21 protein-coding genes and 1 tRNA gene are annotated in these 19,385 nt (G+C 40.8%); 18 read left to right on the forward strand and 4 right to left on the reverse strand.

Annotated features, from left to right (window positions below; translation table 11 throughout):
- Positions 1–59: 59 nt before the first annotated feature.
- Complete coding sequence (locus NST13_RS13515; protein ID WP_342580806.1) at positions 60–956, reverse strand: Rpn family recombination-promoting nuclease/putative transposase; 897 nt, start codon at positions 954–956, stop codon at positions 60–62.
- A 436-nt stretch (positions 957–1,392) separates the two neighbouring features.
- On the opposite strand from NST13_RS13515, the gene NST13_RS13520 reads away from it, so the two are divergent.
- From NST13_RS13520 to NST13_RS13555, 8 genes are all read left to right on the forward strand, one after another.
- The gene (locus NST13_RS13520) at positions 1,393–2,907 is read left to right on the forward strand and encodes a CoA-acylating methylmalonate-semialdehyde dehydrogenase (RefSeq protein ID WP_342580807.1); all 1,515 of its coding nucleotides are present in this window, start codon (positions 1,393–1,395) and stop codon (positions 2,905–2,907) included.
- 169 nt (positions 2,908–3,076) lie between these two features.
- Positions 3,077–3,691: an ECF transporter S component gene (locus NST13_RS13525; RefSeq protein ID WP_342580808.1), complete on the forward strand. Its 615-nt coding sequence runs from the start codon at positions 3,077–3,079 to the stop codon at positions 3,689–3,691.
- A gap of 670 nt (positions 3,692–4,361) precedes the next feature.
- Positions 4,362–5,996, forward strand: a complete 1,635-nt coding sequence (ggt, locus tag NST13_RS13530) for a gamma-glutamyltransferase (protein WP_342580809.1) — start codon at positions 4,362–4,364, stop codon at positions 5,994–5,996.
- 167 nt (positions 5,997–6,163) lie between these two features.
- A complete protein-coding gene (locus NST13_RS13535; protein ID WP_342581864.1) occupies positions 6,164–6,649 on the forward strand; it encodes a chromate transporter in 486 nt (161 codons plus the stop codon).
- 432 nt (positions 6,650–7,081) lie between these two features.
- Positions 7,082–8,401, forward strand: coding sequence for a GGDEF domain-containing protein (locus tag NST13_RS13540; protein WP_342580810.1), 1,320 nt, complete (start codon positions 7,082–7,084; stop codon positions 8,399–8,401).
- Positions 8,402–8,513: 112 nt separating this feature from the next.
- Complete coding sequence (locus NST13_RS13545; protein WP_342470523.1) at positions 8,514–8,723, forward strand: helix-turn-helix transcriptional regulator; 210 nt, start codon at positions 8,514–8,516, stop codon at positions 8,721–8,723.
- Positions 8,724–8,741: 18 nt separating this feature from the next.
- Positions 8,742–9,128 (forward strand): hypothetical protein, encoded by a 387-nt coding sequence (locus NST13_RS13550; RefSeq protein WP_342580811.1) that lies wholly within the window; start codon positions 8,742–8,744, stop codon positions 9,126–9,128.
- A gap of 68 nt (positions 9,129–9,196) precedes the next feature.
- On the forward strand, positions 9,197–9,763 hold the full coding sequence (locus NST13_RS13555; RefSeq protein WP_342580812.1) for an NUDIX hydrolase: 567 nt from the start codon (positions 9,197–9,199) through the stop codon (positions 9,761–9,763).
- 71 nt (positions 9,764–9,834) lie between these two features.
- Here the strand turns inward: NST13_RS13555 and NST13_RS13560 are convergent.
- Positions 9,835–9,907, reverse strand: a tRNA-Ala gene (locus NST13_RS13560).
- A 267-nt stretch (positions 9,908–10,174) separates the two neighbouring features.
- On the opposite strand from NST13_RS13560, the gene NST13_RS13565 reads away from it, so the two are divergent.
- The 8 genes from NST13_RS13565 (at position 10,175) to NST13_RS13600 (ending at position 16,183) form a co-directional block, all read left to right on the forward strand.
- On the forward strand, positions 10,175–11,692 hold the full coding sequence (locus NST13_RS13565; protein WP_342580813.1) for a succinate CoA transferase: 1,518 nt from the start codon (positions 10,175–10,177) through the stop codon (positions 11,690–11,692).
- 93 nt (positions 11,693–11,785) lie between these two features.
- Complete coding sequence (locus NST13_RS13570; protein WP_342580814.1) at positions 11,786–12,730, forward strand: tetratricopeptide repeat protein; 945 nt, start codon at positions 11,786–11,788, stop codon at positions 12,728–12,730.
- A 46-nt stretch (positions 12,731–12,776) separates the two neighbouring features.
- Positions 12,777–13,283 carry a YfiT family bacillithiol transferase gene (locus tag NST13_RS13575; protein WP_342471189.1) on the forward strand — a complete coding sequence of 169 codons (507 nt, stop codon included), beginning with the start codon at positions 12,777–12,779 and terminating at the stop codon, positions 13,281–13,283.
- 160 nt (positions 13,284–13,443) lie between these two features.
- Positions 13,444–14,043 carry an HD-GYP domain-containing protein gene (locus NST13_RS13580; RefSeq protein ID WP_342580815.1) on the forward strand — a complete coding sequence of 200 codons (600 nt, stop codon included), beginning with the start codon at positions 13,444–13,446 and terminating at the stop codon, positions 14,041–14,043.
- Positions 14,044–14,325: 282 nt separating this feature from the next.
- The gene (locus NST13_RS13585) at positions 14,326–14,643 is read left to right on the forward strand and encodes a PadR family transcriptional regulator (protein WP_342470517.1); all 318 of its coding nucleotides are present in this window, start codon (positions 14,326–14,328) and stop codon (positions 14,641–14,643) included.
- Positions 14,640–15,161, forward strand: coding sequence for a DUF2812 domain-containing protein (locus NST13_RS13590; RefSeq protein WP_342470516.1), 522 nt, complete (start codon positions 14,640–14,642; stop codon positions 15,159–15,161). The genes NST13_RS13585 and NST13_RS13590 overlap by 4 nt, the downstream gene beginning before the upstream one ends.
- Before the next feature lie 230 nt (positions 15,162–15,391).
- On the forward strand, positions 15,392–15,652 hold the full coding sequence (locus tag NST13_RS13595; protein WP_342470515.1) for a hypothetical protein: 261 nt from the start codon (positions 15,392–15,394) through the stop codon (positions 15,650–15,652).
- A gap of 87 nt (positions 15,653–15,739) precedes the next feature.
- Positions 15,740–16,183 carry an NUDIX domain-containing protein gene (locus NST13_RS13600; protein ID WP_342470514.1) on the forward strand — a complete coding sequence of 148 codons (444 nt, stop codon included), beginning with the start codon at positions 15,740–15,742 and terminating at the stop codon, positions 16,181–16,183.
- Between the two features lie 230 nt (positions 16,184–16,413).
- Here the strand turns inward: NST13_RS13600 and madM are convergent, their stop codons facing one another.
- On the reverse strand, positions 16,414–17,175 hold the full coding sequence (gene madM, locus NST13_RS13605; protein WP_342580816.1) for a malonate transporter subunit MadM: 762 nt from the start codon (positions 17,173–17,175) through the stop codon (positions 16,414–16,416).
- Positions 17,168–17,569 (reverse strand): malonate transporter subunit MadL, encoded by a 402-nt coding sequence (madL, locus tag NST13_RS13610; protein WP_342581865.1) that lies wholly within the window; start codon positions 17,567–17,569, stop codon positions 17,168–17,170. Before madL ends, madM begins: the two co-directional genes overlap by 8 nt.
- A 219-nt stretch (positions 17,570–17,788) precedes the next feature.
- Here madL and NST13_RS13615 point away from each other — a divergent pair, with 219 nt between their 5' ends.
- Together NST13_RS13615 and mdcH are read left to right on the forward strand one after the other, a co-directional pair.
- Positions 17,789–18,442, forward strand: a complete 654-nt coding sequence (locus NST13_RS13615) for a GntR family transcriptional regulator (RefSeq protein ID WP_096550207.1) — start codon at positions 17,789–17,791, stop codon at positions 18,440–18,442.
- Positions 18,443–18,456: 14 nt separating this feature from the next.
- Positions 18,457–19,377 carry a malonate decarboxylase subunit epsilon gene (gene mdcH / locus NST13_RS13620; protein ID WP_342580817.1) on the forward strand — a complete coding sequence of 307 codons (921 nt, stop codon included), beginning with the start codon at positions 18,457–18,459 and terminating at the stop codon, positions 19,375–19,377.
- Positions 19,378–19,385: the final 8 nt, after the last annotated feature.

Genomic DNA, 19,385 nt, shown 5'->3' on the forward strand with positions numbered 1-19,385 from the left:
AGATAAAAAAACCGTTGTGATGTCTGTTATCAGATGGCATGGCTTCTGTTCGTGACATCTTACCTCAACTCTTGGATTTCCTTCAGGGTAAGCCCGGTGATTTTTGAAATGTATTGGATCTCCATCTGTTCCGCCAACATTTTTTTGGCAATTTCCACCTGCAGCTTTTTTGCGCCCTTTTCAAAGGCTTCTTCTTCCCGGCGCTTTGCTTCCCGCACTTCCACTTCCACATCAAGGGTCTGCTTCAATCGTTCTTCATAGGCTTCCATTTCTTCTTTTGATTGGCTCAACTCCCGCCAACGGTTTAATGCCGCCCGAATATGGTCATCCCTTAAAGAGATCAAATCCAGCTCCTTGTAAATGTCGTGGTACACATTTCCGTTGCGATGGTCGACGATGGAAAGCAAGAGAAGCCATCTTGCTTTTGCGTCGTTCCACGGGTCGACTTTTTTCGCTTCAAAATCCCGTATCAATTTTGGATATTCGATAAAGTGCAATTCAAAAGCATCGGGGAGGGGAGTGCCGGCATGTTGCTCCTGCAATAGATAAACCGTTTGAAAGTTTTCTGTTTGATTGAATAATGCGTAGCTTAAAAAGTTGATGAAAATGATTGGATGCAAGTCGTTTTCCTTTTGGTCGGCATAGGCTTTCGTTGCGTAATAAAGAGATCGTTTCACGATATCGAAACGATTAAAAAAGTTGATTAAGATATGCAGTTTTTTGCCGTCTTTGGATATGCCGGTAAAATGAATGGGTGCCAGCGGATTTTCTTCAACAAAGGGATTGGAAATCATGGTGATGCGTTGAATTTTTTGTCTCGGTTCCCGTTCCAGGATTTCATTTAAAAAGGTGAGTGTCACATTGTGCAGCTGTTCCCAGCCAATCACCTTCAGGAAGGAGACATCAATTTTCAAATCCATCCATTTTTGAAGTGCCGCTTTTTTGTAGTGGCTCAAACGGAATCACCTCGAAGGAATCAGGAATTCATCATAATCTACTTTATCATTTATGGTCCGGGGCTATGACAGCGGTCGGCGGATGAACAGAAGAAAGGCAAGATTCCTTTGGGAGATGATAAGTTTTTGCCTTTGCAATTGTTGTATGGTTGAGTGATCACTTTTGAAAGAAATATGCAAAAGTGTGGCAGCTTTGAAACATGGATTGATTCGAATATGCTTATGATTGAAGCATTTGCATGTGAACATTTTTATTATATTTGGATAATCTTAAGCTTTGAAAAAAGAGAGGGTATGTCCATTCGGCATCAATAGTCTTGAAAGGGTATTTGGATTTATTGTTGTTTGATACCTTTTATTCATTAGGTCAGTCATATATGGACAAAAATGGATAAAAGTGCTATTGTAATAAAAAATTTTTTAAGGGGTGTATGGAATGGCAGTGGAACAAAAAGTTCGCGAGTTGCAACATTTCATCAACGGCACGTTGGTATCCGGCACCAGTGGCCGTTTTTCCAATGTGTATAATCCGTGCACAGGAGAAGTGATTGCTCAGGTGCCGCTGGCGACCCGTGAAGAAGTGAGACAAGCCATTGAAATGGCGAAAAAGGCATTTCCGCAATGGAAGGCGTTGTCAGGGGGAAAACGGGGAGAGATTGTACAGAAATTCCGCCAATTGGTCAAAGAAAATGAAGAAGAGTTAATTGAAATCATCTGTGAAGAAAGCGGGAAGACAAAGGAAGACGCCCGCGGAGAAATTCAGCGTGGTTTGGAATCGGTGGATCTTGCCATTAACGCGCCACATATGGTCAAAGGGGAATATTCGGTGAATGTCGGCGGCGATATCAATATGTTTTCCCGGAAAGACCCGCTTGGGGTCGTGGCCGCCATTTCACCGTTCAACTTTCCTGTGATGGTGCCGTTAGCGCAAACAAGCATGGCGGTGGCTGTTGGGAATGCAGTGATTTTAAAACCATCTGAAAAAGTGCCGATTTCTGCCCTCTATCTTTCGAACCTTTGGAAGAAAGCGGGATTGCCGGATGGTGTATGGACGGTGATTCATGGCGATAAAGAGGCGGTCGATGAATTGCTTGAAAATGAAACGGTAAAAGCCGTCCATTTTGTAGGTTCCACCCGGGTGGCAGAGTATATTTATCAAACAGGAACAAAATTCAGCAAACGGGTGGCAGCCCTTGGCGGCGGGAAAAATTTCATGATTGTCATGCCGGATACGGATTTGGAAAAAGCGGCGAACGCCTTCATCGGAGCAGCTTATGGAGCGGCTTCCCAGCGTTGTATGGCGCTTTCGGGGGCGATTCCGGTCGGCAAAGAAACGGCCGATCGATTTGTGGCCATTTTAAAGGAGAAAATTGGGAAATTGAAAGTTGGCCCATATACAGATGATGAAGTGGATTTTGGCCCGGTGATTTCAAAAGAGTCCAAGGAAACGATTCTCGGATATATTGAGCGGGCTTTGAAAGAAGGGGCAAAACCCGTAACGGATGGACGAAATCCGGAAATCGCAAAATCTTCAAACGGTTTTTATCTGGGTCCAACATTGCTGGATGAAGTGACGCCGGAGATGGAAATTTTCAAGGATGAAGTATTCGGCCCTGTGCGGATTGTTGTGAGAGCCGACTCTTTGCAGGAAGCGATTGATATCATCAACTCCCATGAGCTTGGAAATGGTGTTACCATCTTTACGAATAATGGCGCAGCAGCCCGCAAATTCCAGAATGAAATTGAAGTGGGAATGGTGGGTGTCAACGTGCCGATTCCGATTCCGGTGGGCTATCATAACTTCGCCGGCTGGAAGCGTTCGAATTTCGGCACGGGCGTTATGTTTGGACCGGAACAGGCGAACTTCTTCACCAAAAGAAAAACGATTTCCGAAAAATGGCTGGATGTGGGCGAGGACTCCCAAGCCAATTTCGCCTTTCCAAGCAAATAGCTGTTGGCCTGGTCAGTTATGAATAAAGCGGCCTGCTGGAGAGGGACACTCCTTCCAAGCGGCCTTTCATTTTGAGGAATATTTGATGAATGACAGTTTCGGGCATGTATGGGAAAATCTTATAGAACACGTCTATTTCCAACAATAACTTACACTAAGGGGTTTCACAATGAAAATAAGAGAGTTTACATTGACCACTGTGTTTTTGGCAATCATCCTATTATTTGCTCTAACACCTATTGGATTTATCCATCTAGGAGTGATCAAAGCAACAATCATCCATGTTCCAATCATTATCGCCTCGATTATATTAGGTCCGAGAATCGGGGCATTTCTGGGGCTTGCCTTTGGAATTTCGAGTGTCGTCACCAATACGATGGCTCCGACGCTTTTATCCTTCGCCTTTTCTCCGGCCGTTCCGGTTTTGGGGACAAGCCATGGCAGCATATGGGCGTTGTTTATTGCCATCGTGCCAAGGGTGATCGTTGGGGTTGTCCCATATTATCTTAATAAAACGCTTCAAAAGGTATTGTCGAAGGAGAAATGGTCTTTATTTCTGACAGGTTTGCTGACCACCGTTTTGCACACTTTTCTAATCATGGGTTCGATCGCTTTGATCTTTCATGATGCGTATGCAAAAGCGGTCAATGCGGATGGGATAAGCGGAATTATTGCGGCCGTTTTAATGGTATTTTTCACAAACGGCATCGCCGAGGCGACACTGGCTGCCTTTGCCGCAGCATTGGTGGTTCCGCCATTGTTGAAAGTGTCGAATAAATATTGATTGGGTTGCTTGAAAACAGTACGGATGAAAAAAGGAAAAGGAGACGGGAATTCCGAAATCCTTTTCCTTTTTTGATGAACTTATTTTTGTTTGATTTTCTTCCGATAAAGATAAAATCCGATTCATAAGACCATGAGGATGGCAAAAACATAGTGACGAGTAGATTTGGAATATCATAAACTTTGGCACATCCGGCTTGCAAATAAAAAATTCTTCATGATTTTTGCTAATTCCTTTGAAAGTTTCAATAAATCTATTAAAATATGTAATTGCGTGTGGTTATGAATGAAGGAAATAGATGAAAGGGACCAGTCGAATTTTGTTCGGCTGGTCTCTTATTTTTGAGTAAAGAATACAGAAATCGTTGCAAATGGCAGAAAAAGAAATCCATTTCCTGTGAAAAAAGAGGAATTTTTGAATTATTTCCCGAGAAATGTCTTTTTGATTGTCGAAGGTTCAAGAATAAACCAAGCAGATTTTCTCGATGATTAAAGAAGAAAGCGGAAAGCCGTTTCTGGCATTGTCGGATTTGCGGAAAAACGCTGGCAACTTTATCAAAAATACTTAAATTTCTCCATAAAATGATAAAAAATCTATTTGTGTCTTTACAATTCAAATTTACAGAATAAAATGAAAATTACGTAGATTTGAGGAAGGGGGAAATGAGTGGATGGTTCAATATAGAGCGGCAACGATGTCGTTGAATGGCATGGTAACTTCGCCACATTATTTGGCATCACAGGCGGGCCTCTCCATTTTAAAGGAGGGGGGAAACGCAATGGAAGCGGCAATAGCGATGGCTTCGACAATTGCGGTGGTTTACCCGCACATGAATGGCATTGGGGGAGACAATTTTTGGCTTATTTATAATGCCAAAGCGAAAGAAGTGAAAGCCGTTAACGGCAGTGGCAGGTCCGGCAAAAAAGCAAACATCGGATTTTACCGTTCCAAAGGATATGATTCCATTCCCGCCCGTGGACCGCTTGCGGCAAACACGGTGCCAGGAGCGGTCCGAGGGTGGGACACGGCTTATAAGTACGGACAAAAGGCAATGGGAAGCACACTATCATGGCGCAAGTTGCTGCAACAAGCGATCCACTATGCCAAGGAAGGATTCCCGGTAACGCCAAGCCAGCACCATTGGACGAAAGTCAATTTGGATGAAGAGGACCAAAATTTCCGGGCATTGGGCCGATTTGAAGAGTTTGCCCGCATCTTCCTAAAGGATGGCAAGCCATATGAAGTGGGAGACGTCTTCATCCAGGAAGATTTGGCGATTACGCTGGGGCTCATTGCAGAGAATGGGGCGGACTATTTTTACGATAGTGAATTGACGGATCGGATGGCGGAAGATTTGCAGAAGCACGGCGGCATATTGACGAGGGAAGATTTCAAAAATCATACGAGTGAATTGGTCGAACCGATTTCCTTGCCATATCGAGGATATATGGCCTATAATCTGCCGCCGAATACGCAGGGAATGGCGTCCTTATCCATCTTAAATATATTAAATCATGTGAATTTAAAAGAGATTGGGGAAGGTACAGCAGAGTACTACCATCTACTGGTGGAGGCCATAAAATACGCTTTCCGGGACAGGGACGCTTACTTGACAGATCCGGCTTTCCACGACATTCCGTTGAGGGAATTGCTGAGTCCGGATCGGGGTGCTGCGTTTGCCGAGAAAATAATGAAAAGCAGGCATGTTTCGACATTGTCCGCCTTGGATCCGAAAGGCGATACCGTATGGTTTGCGGCAGTGGATAAAGAAGGCAATGCGGTTTCCTGCATCCAGAGTATTTACCATGAGTTCGGTTCCGCCTTTATTCCAAAAGGAACAGGGGTGTTATTCCAAAATCGGGGCTGCTTCTTTTCTCTGGATGAAAAGCACGTAAATTCTTTGCAACCAGGTAAACGCTCCTTCCATACGCTCAATTCCGCAATGCTCATGAGGGATGGAAAGCCGGTGCTGCTTTACGGAACAATGGGCGGTGAAGGGCAGCCCCAAACCCAATCGCTGCTTGCAACGCGTATCATCGATTACGGCATGAATGTGCAAGAAGCCATCGAAGCTCCAAGATTTCTATATGGACGAACATGGGGAGCAACTTCCAATACGCTAAAAATGGAAAGCAGGATTCCGGAAAAAGTGCGTAAAGAATTGGAAGCGTTCGGCCATGAAGTGGAAACGATGGAAGAGTTGACGGAACTGATGGGCCATGCCGGAGCTATTTACATCGATGAAAAAGGCGTCAAATTTGGCGGTGCGGATCCCCGTGGAGATGGGGTGGCTTTGGGATATTAGCGGGAAATAAGAAACTGAAAATGGATTTTTTATTAAAACGATGGGCAAGTTGAGTATATCATTTGAACCCTAACCACAATAAAATGGAAAGTTTTCTGACTTGAAAGGGGATCAATCATGGCAAGGCAGAAAGAAATCTTTATTGCCTTCTTCCGTTCCGGCATGGCATATTGGGCTTTGGCGGAGGCCCGGCTTCCATTCCCTTAATTGAGCATGAAGTGGTGGATAAGTATGGTTGGATGACAACAACGGAATTCAGTGAAGTGCTGGCATTGGGAAATGCTTTGCCCGGGCCGATTGCAACGAAAATGGCCGGATACATCGGCTATGAAGTTGGAGGTATTCTGGGAGCGATTGTGGCCTTGTTTGCGACGGTTGGCCCTTCACTAATGGCAATGCTGATTTTGCTCAACATTTTATACCGCTATCGCCAATCCCAAAGGGTGAAAAGGCTGTCCAGCTTCGTGCTGCCGGCGATTGCGGTATTGCTTGCGGAAATGACTTTTGATTTTGCGAAAACTTCCTATGACATGATCGGATTGATTGCCACATTCCTACTCATCGCGGGAGCATATATTGCCCTTGAAAAATTCAACGTTCATCCTGTTTATGTGGTAATGATTGGACTGGGAATTGGCGGTATATTTTTATAAATAGGGAAATAGACAAGTTTTTGGGGGGCATCCATTCGGAGGCCTTCCATTTTATTCACTGTTTTTACTATAAAAAACATAAAAATGATAAAAACCATTATTGGTAGTAACAAAGTCTTTGTAAATTTTTAGTCATAGTAATAAAGTTTTAAAAAATTTTTACTAATTAGACATTTGAATTGAGCTGATAGTTATATATAATGAATGATAGTTGTTAATAAAAGCATGATTTTACTATCGAGGTGGCAAGGTCGATAGAATTTGAGTGGGCACGTGGTGAGATCGATGATTAATTTAAGATTCAAAATAATTGTGATTATCGTTGTTTTATCCATACTTAGTTCGTCGTTGATAGCGGTCATAAACTATATACACCTAAGGGATCAAACAATAGAGGAAAATGAATTGGAATTTACCAGGATTGAAAAAACAATGAAAGATTCTATCGAAACTTATGAAAAAGCGATTCAACTGTTGGATAAAAACACCGCTGTTGCAATGGAAGAAAATACGGGCAAGATTATCCGGATGTATAATGAAAATCCGGATTTTGATGAATGGGATTTTCAGGAATTATATAAACAATTGGGGATGCACATTTATATCATCAACGAAGAAAATGTGATCACTCATGGCAGTTTTCCGGATGATATCGGACTCGATTTTAATGATTGTTGCCAAAAACTTGCGTCTTTATTGGATAAACGGAGAGAGTCGGGACAATTTTATCATGATGCGATGGATATCGAACAAAAAACGGGGAATGTAAAAAAATATAGTTATATGGCTACGCCCGATAAAAAATATATTATTGAATTGAGCTACAATTTAAATGAAAACGCCGTTTACAATGCTTTCAATTTTTTTTACACCATTGATGAATTAAAAAAATTATATCCCTATATTTACGATGTCAACATTTTAAATATTGGCGGACTGGCTTTGGGTAAGTCGCTCAACGAAAGAAGTTTGACGAAAAAAGAGCGTGAATCCTTCGAAGCGACGTTGACTTCAAAAGAAACGAATGAACTAAAAGGGGATTGGCGGGGCAAAACGGCCACTTTCCGGTACATATATTACGATTCGATTTTTGATGAAGATTTCGCCCAGAAAAAAGTCATAGAAATCATCTATGATGATCGACTTTGGAGCGCCAATCTGGTCCAATACAGAAAAATGTTTATCGTTCAACTGTTCATTATCTTCAGCTTTGTTTTTGTAATTTCCTTTGTCATTGCAAGACCGATGTATTTGGCCTACCATGACCGATTGACAGGACTGGCAAACCGCTCCGCCTTTGATGAATTAAAGTCAGCGGTAAAGGCGAAAAAAGGAAAGAAAACGGCATTTTTCATGATCGATTTGGATTATTTTAAAGTGGTGAATGATGATTTGGGCCATCAGGCAGGTGATACGCTTCTGAAACAAGTGGCCAATATTATCCGTTCGGTCATTCCAAAGAACGGTGCGGTTTATCGCTACGGAGGCGATGAGTTTGTCGTTATCCTGAACTCCACGACAGATGAAGAAGCGGAAGAAGTGGCGAGGAACATCATTAAAGAAATCAATGATTTCATTGAACAATATAAGGATGTGAATAAAACAGGGGTTTCCGCCAGTATCGGCATCTCCTTTTATCCGGATGATGGGGATACAAAGCAAATGCTGTATAAAAAGGCGGATATGGCTTTGTATGCCGCAAAGAAAAAAGGGAAAGGCCAATATGCCATCTTTCAAAAAGACCACGAATAATGGGAATTGGACGTCTATAAGGCGTCCAAATTTTTTTGGAATTTTTTATTGTAAAGGGTGCTTGACGTAAAGCTTATTTTACATTATCCTTTATATTAAGGGAGGAAAAAACTTGAAAAATCATCTAGCAAAGTTCAGACAAGAATTCGGATATTCGCAGGACAAGTTGGCTGAACTGTTGGGGGTATCGAGACAAACCATCATTTCCATTGAAAAGGGAAGATATAATCCTTCTCTTCCGTTGGCTTTGATGATCGCCAAATTGTTCGATTCAAAGGTTGAAGATATTTTCATATTGGAAGAAAAAGATTTTAAAAAGTAGATGAAGGTGGTGAAACATATGAAGGGGGATAAAACAAGCCAAATTGTATTTTGGATTGTTGGATTTCTGCTTCTTTTATCCAGTGTTTTGATAAGCATAGTTTCGCTTACGTTTGGCAAGTTTCCAGCCGGGCATGAAATTATGTTGTTTGGGCTCAGTATCGTCACACTTTGCAACGCCTATTTATATCCCCAATTCAAGGCCAATGATGAACGTTCCAAACGGATTCGGGAAAAAGGAATGTTTGTAAGTTATTTTTTTATTATGGGATATATATTAGTATTGATGCTGCTGTTTGAATTTAATGTACTCCTTTTAAACGGTTATCAGACTGTGTGCGTATTGGCGACGTTGATCATGATAACGGTTTTTTCATCTTTCGTTGTACTGTCGAAACGTTATTGATAGTTCAAAAGAATATTTGTACTTTTTCTGCATGATAAAATAAAGAATATACTAGAGGAGCAATCAACATGGATTTACGCCAACAAATCGAAAACTACATTCCCTATAATGCACAGGAAGAGAAGGACAAAGAACTCATTCTCCGCTATATGGATACGTTTGATAATTTACTGACGAGGGAGAATGAATTCGCCCATTTTACCGCTTCTGCATGGATCGTGAACAGAGACCGTACAAAAGTGTTGATGATCTATCACAACATTTATCAATCATGGTCTTGGGTTGGGGGGCATGCGGACGGAGATGCCGACTTATTGAGAGTGGCCATCAGAGAAGCGAAGGAAGAAACGGGACTGAAGCAGGTGAACCCCGTATTGAATGACATATTCTCAATAGAAATTTTAGGCGTCGCAGCCCATGAAAAACGGGGAAAACATGTGGCAACGCATGTGCATTTGAATGCCACTTATTTATTGGAAGCCGATGAACTGGAAACATTGCACATCAAGCCGGATGAAAACAGCGATGTGAAGTGGTTTGCATTGGATGAAGCGGTGGAAGCGAGCACGGAAAGGGATTTGCAAGTGGTGTACCGCAAGTTGAACGAAAAATTGCGTTTATTACAGAATAAATAATAGATTTTGTAGAAAAATATTATACTGTGCAAAATAAAAAGAACCGCAATCGATTTTGCGGTTCTTTTTTATGGAGCATACCGGGCTCGAACCGGTGACCTCTACACTGCCAGCGTAGCGCACTCCCAACTGTGCTAATGCCCCGTTCATAGAGTATTATATGCAATTTCATAAAATTTTTCAATATGGTTAAACTATAAAAATCAGTTATTTCTGTATAACGATAGTTTTTTTCTATTATATTCATAAAAATCTTTTATTAGACGAACGTATAATACATCTTTACAATTGAAATTAAAGGGCTTGTTCATAAAATGTTCAAAAACTTGAAATGGAAAATTTTGTGTATTTTATGTTCGTAAATGGTAAAGTGAATTCTTAAAATTACTATATATACGAGGTGACTAGTTGATGGAAAAAGACTTAAGCCAATTTATTAGAAACAAAGCATTTTTAGACAAAATCGTTTCTGCCGAGGAAGCGGCGTCTTGGATCAAAGATGGCATGAACCTTGGTATGAGCGGATTCACTCTTTTTGGTGAGCCAAAAGTGTTCCCAAAAGCACTTTCAGAGCGCGGTAAAACAGAAAAATTCAAAGTGAATGTGTATACAGGCGCGTCTTTGGGTCCAGCTGCTGACCAGGCAATGGCGGAAGCGGATATCGTAAACTTGCGCGTTCCATATCAGGCAAACCCTGTAATGCGTAAGAAAATCAATTCCGGCGAAATGTATTATATCGACCAACATTTATCTCATACAGCGGAAGAAGTGCGCAAAGGCACTTTAGGAAAAATCGATTACGCGATTATTGAAGCGGCAGCAATCACAGAGGATGGACTTATCATTCCGACAGGTTCTGTAGGTAACTCTCCGATTTTTGTCGAAAAAGCTGAAAACGTTATCATCGAAGTGAATATCGCTGCTCCTAGAGCGTATGAAGGTTTACATGACATTTTTATCCAAAAGGAACAAGGTGAACGTAAAGACATTCCACTTTACAATGCTTCCGACAGAATCGGTGAAATTGGAATTCGTGTAAATCCGGAAAAAGTAAAAGGTGTTATCATTTCTGAAGAGCCGGATATTCCTTCACCTCTATTCGAACCAAATGAAGAAACACAAGCGATTGCAGACCACTTGATCGACTTCTTGAACAAAGAAGTGGAAGAAGGAAGATTGCCAATTTCATTGGCTCCACTGCAATCAGGTGTAGGTTCTGTTGCCAATGCGGTTCTTAAAAACATGAAAGATGCGCAATTCAGAGATGTAATTGTGCACTCTGAAGTGTTGCAAGACGGTATCTTTGACTTGATTGATGCGGGTATCGTGAAATTCGCTTCCGGTACTGCGTTCTCACTTTCCAAAAAACGTGTTGATTCATTAGCGGAAGACTTGGAAAAATATAAAGATAAAATCATGTTCAGACCACAAGAGATTTCCAACAATCCAGAAGTGATCCGCCGTTTAGGGGTTATTTCCTTCAACACTGCGTTGGAAGTGGATATTTACGGTAACGTAAACTCTACTCATGTAAGTGGCACACATATTATGAACGGTATCGGCGGTTCTGGTGATTTTGCGCGTAATGCAAGAATTACTATTTTCGTAACGCCTTCTTTAGCAAAAGGCGGAGCAATTTCAGCAATTGTTCCATTCGTTTCTCATGTTGACCATACAGAACATGATGTGGACGTAATCATCACTGAACAAGGTTATGCGGATCTTCGTGGACTTCCTCCAGTGAAGAGAGCAGAAAAAATCATTGAAATTGCTCATCCATCATACAGACCTCAATTACGTGCGTACTTTGAAGAAGCGAAAGAAAAAGTGGGTGGTCAAACACCTCATATCTTAGAAAAAGCCTTCTCCTTCCATCAACATTACAAAGAAAAAGGTACAATGTTATTTGAAGAAGCAGAAGTAAAATAATGTAAGTTGAGAAAGGGTTACGCATATTGTACAACGTAACCCTTTCTTATATTTTATAAGGAGAATAGAGAGGGGATATTTGGGGGTACTTAATTGAATCTGAATCAAAAAGCGATTGAATATTATGAACGAAATGCATACGGGAAAGCGATGGACCTGTTCCATGAGGCATTAAATCAATATAGAGATGTGCAAGCATTGAATAATCTTGCATGGATGTATCTTTATGAAGAAGAGGACGTTGATCAAGCCTTTGAACTGATTCAAGAAGCGGTTGCATTGAATCCCGCGTCTCGTTTCCCTTATAACATTTTGGGGGAAATCCATATTAAACGGGAAAATTGGAAAGAAGCAAAAGAGGCATTGGAGAAGTCCATATCGATTCAACCTTCCAGTGAAGCGCGAATCAATTTGGCGGCGGTTTATTATCAACTGGGTGAAATAGAACCTGCTGCGAAATATTATTTGCAGGCATCAGAACATCCGGATATTTCAGAAGAAGATGCCGACCTTTCAATATATTGCTATATAAAATGTTTGATCGATTTGGGAAAATTCCAAGATGCAAAAGAAGCATTGGATTGTTTTTTCCGGAACAAAAAATCGGAGAGTTCTATAGGAGAAATTGAAATTGCCGATTTATATATTGAGATAAATAATTACAATGGAGCGATTTATTGGTTTGAAAAAGGATGCAATGATAGCTTGAGCAGTCCTTATTGGATCAGCAGATTCGCTTATGCTTTGTATAAGATGAACCGTTTATCCCGGCTGGATGAAGTGATCAAAGAGGCAATTGCAACAACAAACAAAAGAATAGAAGAAGTGTTGCAAGAGGAAACGGATGAATACTGGACGGAGAATGATCGGAAAGAGTTGATAGAAACCTGCAGGGAAGAAATCGATTATTATGGACAATTGAAAGAGAAGTTGGTTTCGGGGTATATTCCGAAATTCCTGTTTGCCGCTTATTTTACCGGCGGGTGCTATTTGTTTGGATGCAAGCAACATGGGCATCCTGAATACAAAAAAATATAAGCGGCAGGGAGTCAGACACAATCATAAATAGGGAGTGGATGATATGGTGGATGTACGATACCCGATTGGGGAATTGAAAGTTCCTGAAAAAGTGACTCTGGAACAGGTACAGAAATGGTTAAAGGACATTGAAACATTTCCGATTCGCTTGAGAGAAACGGTGGGCGTATTGAATGAGGAAGAATTGAATAAAACGTATCGCGAAGGTTCTTGGACTGTCCGCCAGCTAGTCCACCATATTGCGGATGCCCAAGTGCACATGTACATACGTTTGAAGCTGGCACTGACGGATGACAATCCCGATGTGGCGGTATTCGATGAAAATATTTGGGCAGTCTTGCCGGATACGGATCTTTCGGTGGAAAGTTCCATAAAAATCATCGAAGGATTGAATGAGCGGATTGTTTCATTGGGAAAAAGCCTGACGGAGGAACAAATCAACCGTACTTATAACCATCCAATCAACGGAAAAACGGCCGTGGGAGCTGAATTTGCGAAATTATATTGGCATGAGGAACATCATTTGACCCATATCAGAATAGCATTGTCATAATATCCGATGGGCATGTCAAAGTTCGGTGGCCGGGTTTTTATAAACAACCAGTCTGACACAAAAGGTTCAATATTGGAAAATCATCGGTTTTTTTCAAAACAATAAAGTTGACTATGCAAACCCCATTTATTAATGTTGTTCATGATTAAAATTTTAGAGTATGAAACAGGAACTATATTGTGTGTTTTGCAAATTGATGAGAGAACTGGGTGAAAAGGATCCGCTGATATTTCATCATTCGAATAGAGTGACAAAAATCGCAGTGTTTTTTGCAAAGGAACTGGGTTTGTCAAAAAATGAGAGAAAAAAGTTGGAAGTTGGCGCTTTGCTGCATGATATCGGCAAAATAAAAATCGATGGTGATATTTTAAATAAAAATGGAAAATTGACAGATGAAGAATATGAACAGATCAAAAAACATCCTTTGTATGGATTTGAGATTTTGGAGAATAATGGATTATCCGATGAGATATCCCAACTGGCCTTATTCCATCATGAACGTTGGGATGGAAAGGGATATCCGTATGGTTTGGCAAAGGAAGAAATTCCTTTTCTTTCCCGGTTATTGGGCTTGGCGGATACATTTGAAGCCATGACCGGATTAAGGCCATACCGTAAACCGTTCACATGGAAGGAAGCATACGAAGAAATCGAAAGAAATACCGGAACCCAATTTGATCCGACATTGGCGAAGGAATTTTTAAGATGGATGGAAAAGAAAGATTTTGAGAGCACGGTTCAATCCGTTTTTGTCAGATAGGCATTTTGTATTAGTAATCCAATTTCTAAGAAAAGTATTTATAACCACTTTCACTTTGAAACCTTTTAGATGGGCTTTCGTTAAGGGGAGGCTTTCCAATATGAGGTGACAGAAGTGCAAAAGTGGTTTTTTTATTGGCTTCAATAATCAGGCATTCAACCGTTTGCCAAAGCAGGTTAAAGGGTTTTTTGTTTGGAGGAAAAAAGTGATTGAAAAATATATCGGCACCTGATATATTTATATCAACAGACGATATATCGGATGACGATAGGTGGTGCGAAAATGGATGAAAAAACGCCTCTGACAGAAGGAGTCTATTATATACTTTTGGCCCTTTATGAACCACGGCATGGATACGGAATCATGCAATATGTTTCCGAACTGAGCAAAGGAAGGGTGGAACTTGGACCGGGCACCGTCTATGGAGCCATCAAATCCCTTGTGAAACGGAAATGGATCCAGCCATTGGAAGAGGAAGGACGGAAAAAGGAGTACGTCATTACGGAAGAAGGAAAGCAAGTAGTGGAAGCGGAAATCCGGCGGCTGGCGGAGCTGTATCATAACGGATTATTCATAACCAAAGGAGGGCAATCGGAATGAGAAAGGTGAAATATCGTTTTTTTCTGGACTATGAAAAAGAAGAAAAATGGATCAATGAAATGGCAAAAGAAGGATGGCACCTTGAGAAATTTACAACCGGACGTTTTGTATTTACAAAGGGCGAGCCTGGCACATTTATTTACCGTAATGAGTTTTTGGGGAACTTATCGAAGAAAGAGAAAGCGGAATATTTTGAGTTCCTTCAGGACAGCGGCGCGACGATTGTGCATGAATTCTTTGGCTGGATCTATGTGAAAAAGCCGGCAAGTGAAGGAACGTTTGAACTGTATACGGATGCAAGCTCCAAAATAACCTATCTTAATCGCATCTTAAATACGTTTCTTGTTCTTTTTTTGGCCAACATTGCCGGTGCAGGGACGAATTTCACGTTGTTGGGGCAATCGGACACAGGGGTTATGCATGGAGTGGTTGCCTTCTTCAATTTGTTTGTGGCGGTGCTTTTATCCATTCCGATGATGAAAATCAACAAGAATAAAAAGAAATTGCAGGAACTTTGAGGGAAAGAAAAAGCCCTCTTCCGTTGATGGAAGGGGGACTTTTTTGTGAAAAAATATGATGGATCACAGTTTGGTATAAAAAGTTGGCGGTTAATGGAATAGTTCCTTGGAAGTAAAAAGAAAAAAGAATTTTACAATGGCTTTGTAGATAGAAAAGAGGATGGAAAATTTATCAAACCTGCCGTATATTTGAGAAGATAGATTTCTCTTAATATAAGTAGGTGAATGATTTGCAATTATTGAAAATACTTCTTGGAGCGATTTTCATTTTGTCGGGATCGATATTGTTTGGGCTTGTCCATGCGGCCATCACCATTCATTCAGCAGGATATACGATTGAGAATTTTTTCTATAATGTATATTGGACGAGAAACTTGGTGCCGTATATATTGGGCGTTCTTCAATTAATCCTGGGTATCCTATTAATTGTTTTGGGATTAAGAGGGGAAAAGGCAGTGGAAGCGGAGGAAGCCGCAGGGCAAGAAAAATAGATTTCAGCCATCAGGAAGAAGAAAAAGGGTCAAAATATGAGGTAGATAATGTGCCGGTTCATTATAAGGCAACAAGGAGATTCAGCCATGGAGTATTATAAGTTTTTGAGACAATATGTAGGGACAAAACCATTGATTTTGCCGGGTTCAGTGGTGATCATCGGCAATGGAAAGGGAGAAGTGCTTTTGCAAAAACGCCCTGAAGGAAGATGGGGGCTGCCAGGAGGATTGATGGAGCTTGGGGAAAGCTTTGAAGAAGTGGCTGAGCGGGAAGTGCGGGAAGAAATTGGCCTCGAGATCCGAAATTTGCAACTCCTGCACGTCTTTTCAGGAAAAGAATTTTATACAAAAGCCCCAAACGGAGATGAATTTTACAGTGTAACCGCCGTGTTTTACACCGAGGAATTCGGAGGAACCCTTCAATTTCAGCACGCTGAAACCCTCGAAGTCCGTTTTTTCCATAGGGACCGTCTGCCGGAGAATATGGTGGGAAGTCATCGTATGTTTATTGAGCGACTCGGGAGTTTATAGTAAGTTTAGTGTATTGTTTGATTTCTGTTTTTGGGACGTCAAAAAGAATGCACCTTTTCCAACACCAACGGCATTCGAACAGGTACATTCCAAAATTGAGAAAATTATATTTAGTGGCTCTTTTCTGTTTTCAAAAGCGATAAACCCGAATTCAAACAACGTATATCATTGATTGGCACCTCCCTGTAAGAGTGATGCATTACAGAGGAGGTGCTATGGTTTCCAATCGATTACAAGAAAGTATCTGTAATTAAAAATAGGAGAGTAGGACACAATAGACAGCCTAAACCCGTATAGAATGTGGCTGTAACAGCGCCATAAGGAACCAACTTAGGATCAGTTGCTGCCAAACCGCCCGTTACGCCGGAAGTTGTCCCCATTAATCCGCCATAAACCATGGCAGACGTTGGATTATTTAAACCGATGAATCTGGCGACAAATGGAGTGCCGATCATCACTAATACGGATTTTACTAAGCCGGCTGCAATACTGATGGCAATCACTTCTGAACCCGCATTTAATGCGGCGCCTGTCACCGGACCCACAATATACGTAACGGTTCCGGCGCCGATGGTTGTAATGCTCACCGCATCCCGGTAGCCGAACACAAATGCGAAGATCACCCCTACAATAAAGGACAACACGACGCCGATAAACAGGGAGATGACGCCCCTAAAACCGGCTTTTTTAATTTCATCAAAGTTTGCACCAAAGGAAGTGGCAACGATGGCGAAATCTCTTAACATACTGCCTCCTAAAAAGCCCATTCCTGCTAAAACGCTTACATCTGCAATTCCTTTCGAGCCGCCAGTGGCTACTCCGCCAAAGTAGGCCAATACCAAACCAATCACAATGGCAATAGCGGAGCCATGAATCCTGCCTTTTGTGAATTTATCGGATATGAAATAAGCAAACCACATTGTTAATCCGACTACAACAAATGCGGTAATCAATCCATTATTTGCAAATACATTTTTGATTAAATCAAGCATCCGTTTCCCCCCTCACGATGGCTTCATGAAAAGTTGATTCAGAATGTTTTTTTCCGCTGAGCAGGGGAACGCATGCCCAACTAATTACAACAACGCCGATCCCCGCAATAATGGCTAATGGACCGCCTGTTAAAGCGCCCAATACGTTTTGGCTGGCTGCCATCGCAATGACAACCGGAATATACATCTGATTCCAAAAACTTAAGCCTTCTAATGAAGGTTTAGAAATTTTCCCGGTTTTGATCAACTTATCGACAATAATGATTAAAAGCAGCATGGCAATTCCTACGCCACCAACATTTGAATCGACTCCCATCAATGCCCCAATGAATTCACCGACAATTGAACCAACCAAAAAACACCCAGCCAAAATGGCAACACCATAAATAACCAACATTTAACACCCCTTTTCGTGAATTAATAGAATATTCAGTCGACTGTATATTTGTAAGTATCATATTTCATGAAAAGAAATAAATCAATAATAAATTTGAACTAAACAGAAAAAAAACGAATTTTCGATTGAAAATGTGCATTTCCTGTATTATGATTTATGTACACAGTCGACTGTATATTTAAAAAATACAGAATATAGGATAGAGAAGTGATGAACATGGAATTTTTTATTAATTATCCATCAGATAACGCTTTATCAAGAATGGTTGCGGAAAAAATCATCGAGCAAATATTAAAAGGGGAATTAAAACCGGGGGATAAAATTGTTGAAAGCACTTATGCCGAATTGTTCAACATCAGCCGCTCTCCAGTTAGAGAAGCGATTTATTTGCTCACTACAGAAGGATTAATAGAAAGAATTCCAAGAAAAGGTGCTTTTGTCAAAGGTTATACACTATCCGAAATTCAAGATTTATTAGATATTCGAAATAATATCGAGCTATTATCAGCGAAAAAAATTCGAGATCCACATAAAAAACAAGATTTATTAAAAGAATTGAAGCTTATTTTGGATGAAATGGATGACTGTTGCAACCGACTGCAATACGTATATCTTAACTACGCATATCACTATACGCTCATCAAATTTAGCGAAAGTTCCGTATTAGAAGAAGTGTATAGTAAAATCAGCCTTCCTCTTATTCGAATTCAAAGCATTCACTTTTCATTAACGGAAGCGGTAGAAAACTCGAAAACAGAGCATCGAAAAATGTATGAGTTTTTAAAAGAAAATAGAGTAGAAGAATTTATTTCACTGCTTCGCAAACATACGGAAGATGTGATTACAAATGTTAGTAAAATTTTATTCTAGAGAGGAGGCTTATATTGAAAAGTGCTTTTCTCTTTCCAGGGCAAGGTTCTCAATATGAAGGAATGCTCTATGATTTACCTGAAGATCCAGCCGTAAAAGAAATTTTAGAAGAAAGCGAAGAAATATTAAATATTTCCATTGATTCATTGCATACGAAAGAAGCTCTCTCTTCAACCAAGGCGGTGCAACAATGTTTATTAATTGCTTCTGTCAGTGCCTTGAAAGTGTTTGAAAAAAATGGGCTAATCCCTCATTTTGTTGCGGGCCATTCCGTAGGTGCATTTGGAGCAGCTGTAGCTTCCGGCGTTATTTCATTTGAAACGGCATTAAAGTTAGTCACCAAACGAGGAGAACTCATGGAAAAAGCCTATGATTTGGGGTACGGAATGGCTGTCGTATTAGGATTAGATGAATATAAACTATCCGAAATCGTTAACGAGTTATTCGATGAAAAAGAACCGGTATATGTCTCTAACCGAAATGCGCCAACTCAAATAACCCTGTCAGGCTCCATCAAAGGTTTAGAACGAGTCATCGAATATGTGAAAGCCAATGGCGCTACATCAGCTCATCTGCTAAATGTATCGACTCCTTCTCATTGTCCGTTGTTTCAACAGGTAAGTGAAGAGCTAATGAAGGAATTGGATCATTGCGACCTGAAAAATCCGAAAATTCCGATTTCAAGCAACATCAATTCAAGATTACTAACGACGGCTGATGCGGTAAAAGAAGACTTAGCAAAAAGTATTTGTTATCCGGTTCGATGGTATGATGCCGTCAACTTGCTATATGAGATGGGAGCAAAATGTTTGATCGAAATGCCGCCGGGGAATGTTTTATCGAAGTTGGCCCAACAAGCATTTCCTCCCGTTCAAACGCTGTCTGTCTCAATGAATGGAATAGATGATTGTTTATATGTCATGTCAAATCAATAAAGGGGTGT

This window comes from Ureibacillus sp. FSL W7-1570, from assembly GCF_038593265.1.
Lineage (GTDB): Bacteria > Bacillota > Bacilli > Bacillales_A > Planococcaceae > Ureibacillus > Ureibacillus suwonensis.

Coding starts and splice junctions, on each gene's coding strand:
- madM (WP_342580816.1), bottom strand. CDS start 17,175: ATGCTTGATTTAATCAAAAATGTATTTGCAAATAATGGATTGATTACC.
- NST13_RS13565 (WP_342580813.1), top strand. CDS start 10,175: ATGGAAAAAGACTTAAGCCAATTTATTAGAAACAAAGCATTTTTAGAC.
- NST13_RS13550 (WP_342580811.1), top strand. CDS start 8,742: ATGAAGGGGGATAAAACAAGCCAAATTGTATTTTGGATTGTTGGATTT.
- NST13_RS13580 (WP_342580815.1), top strand. CDS start 13,444: ATGAAACAGGAACTATATTGTGTGTTTTGCAAATTGATGAGAGAACTG.
- NST13_RS13600 (WP_342470514.1), top strand. CDS start 15,740: ATGGAGTATTATAAGTTTTTGAGACAATATGTAGGGACAAAACCATTG.
- NST13_RS13520 (WP_342580807.1), top strand. CDS start 1,393: ATGGCAGTGGAACAAAAAGTTCGCGAGTTGCAACATTTCATCAACGGC.
- NST13_RS13590 (WP_342470516.1), top strand. CDS start 14,640: ATGAGAAAGGTGAAATATCGTTTTTTTCTGGACTATGAAAAAGAAGAA.
- ggt (WP_342580809.1), top strand. CDS start 4,362: ATGGTTCAATATAGAGCGGCAACGATGTCGTTGAATGGCATGGTAACT.
- NST13_RS13540 (WP_342580810.1), top strand. CDS start 7,082: ATGAAAGATTCTATCGAAACTTATGAAAAAGCGATTCAACTGTTGGAT.
- NST13_RS13525 (WP_342580808.1), top strand. CDS start 3,077: ATGAAAATAAGAGAGTTTACATTGACCACTGTGTTTTTGGCAATCATC.
- NST13_RS13585 (WP_342470517.1), top strand. CDS start 14,326: ATGGATGAAAAAACGCCTCTGACAGAAGGAGTCTATTATATACTTTTG.
- NST13_RS13615 (WP_096550207.1), top strand. CDS start 17,789: ATGGAATTTTTTATTAATTATCCATCAGATAACGCTTTATCAAGAATG.
- NST13_RS13555 (WP_342580812.1), top strand. CDS start 9,197: ATGGATTTACGCCAACAAATCGAAAACTACATTCCCTATAATGCACAG.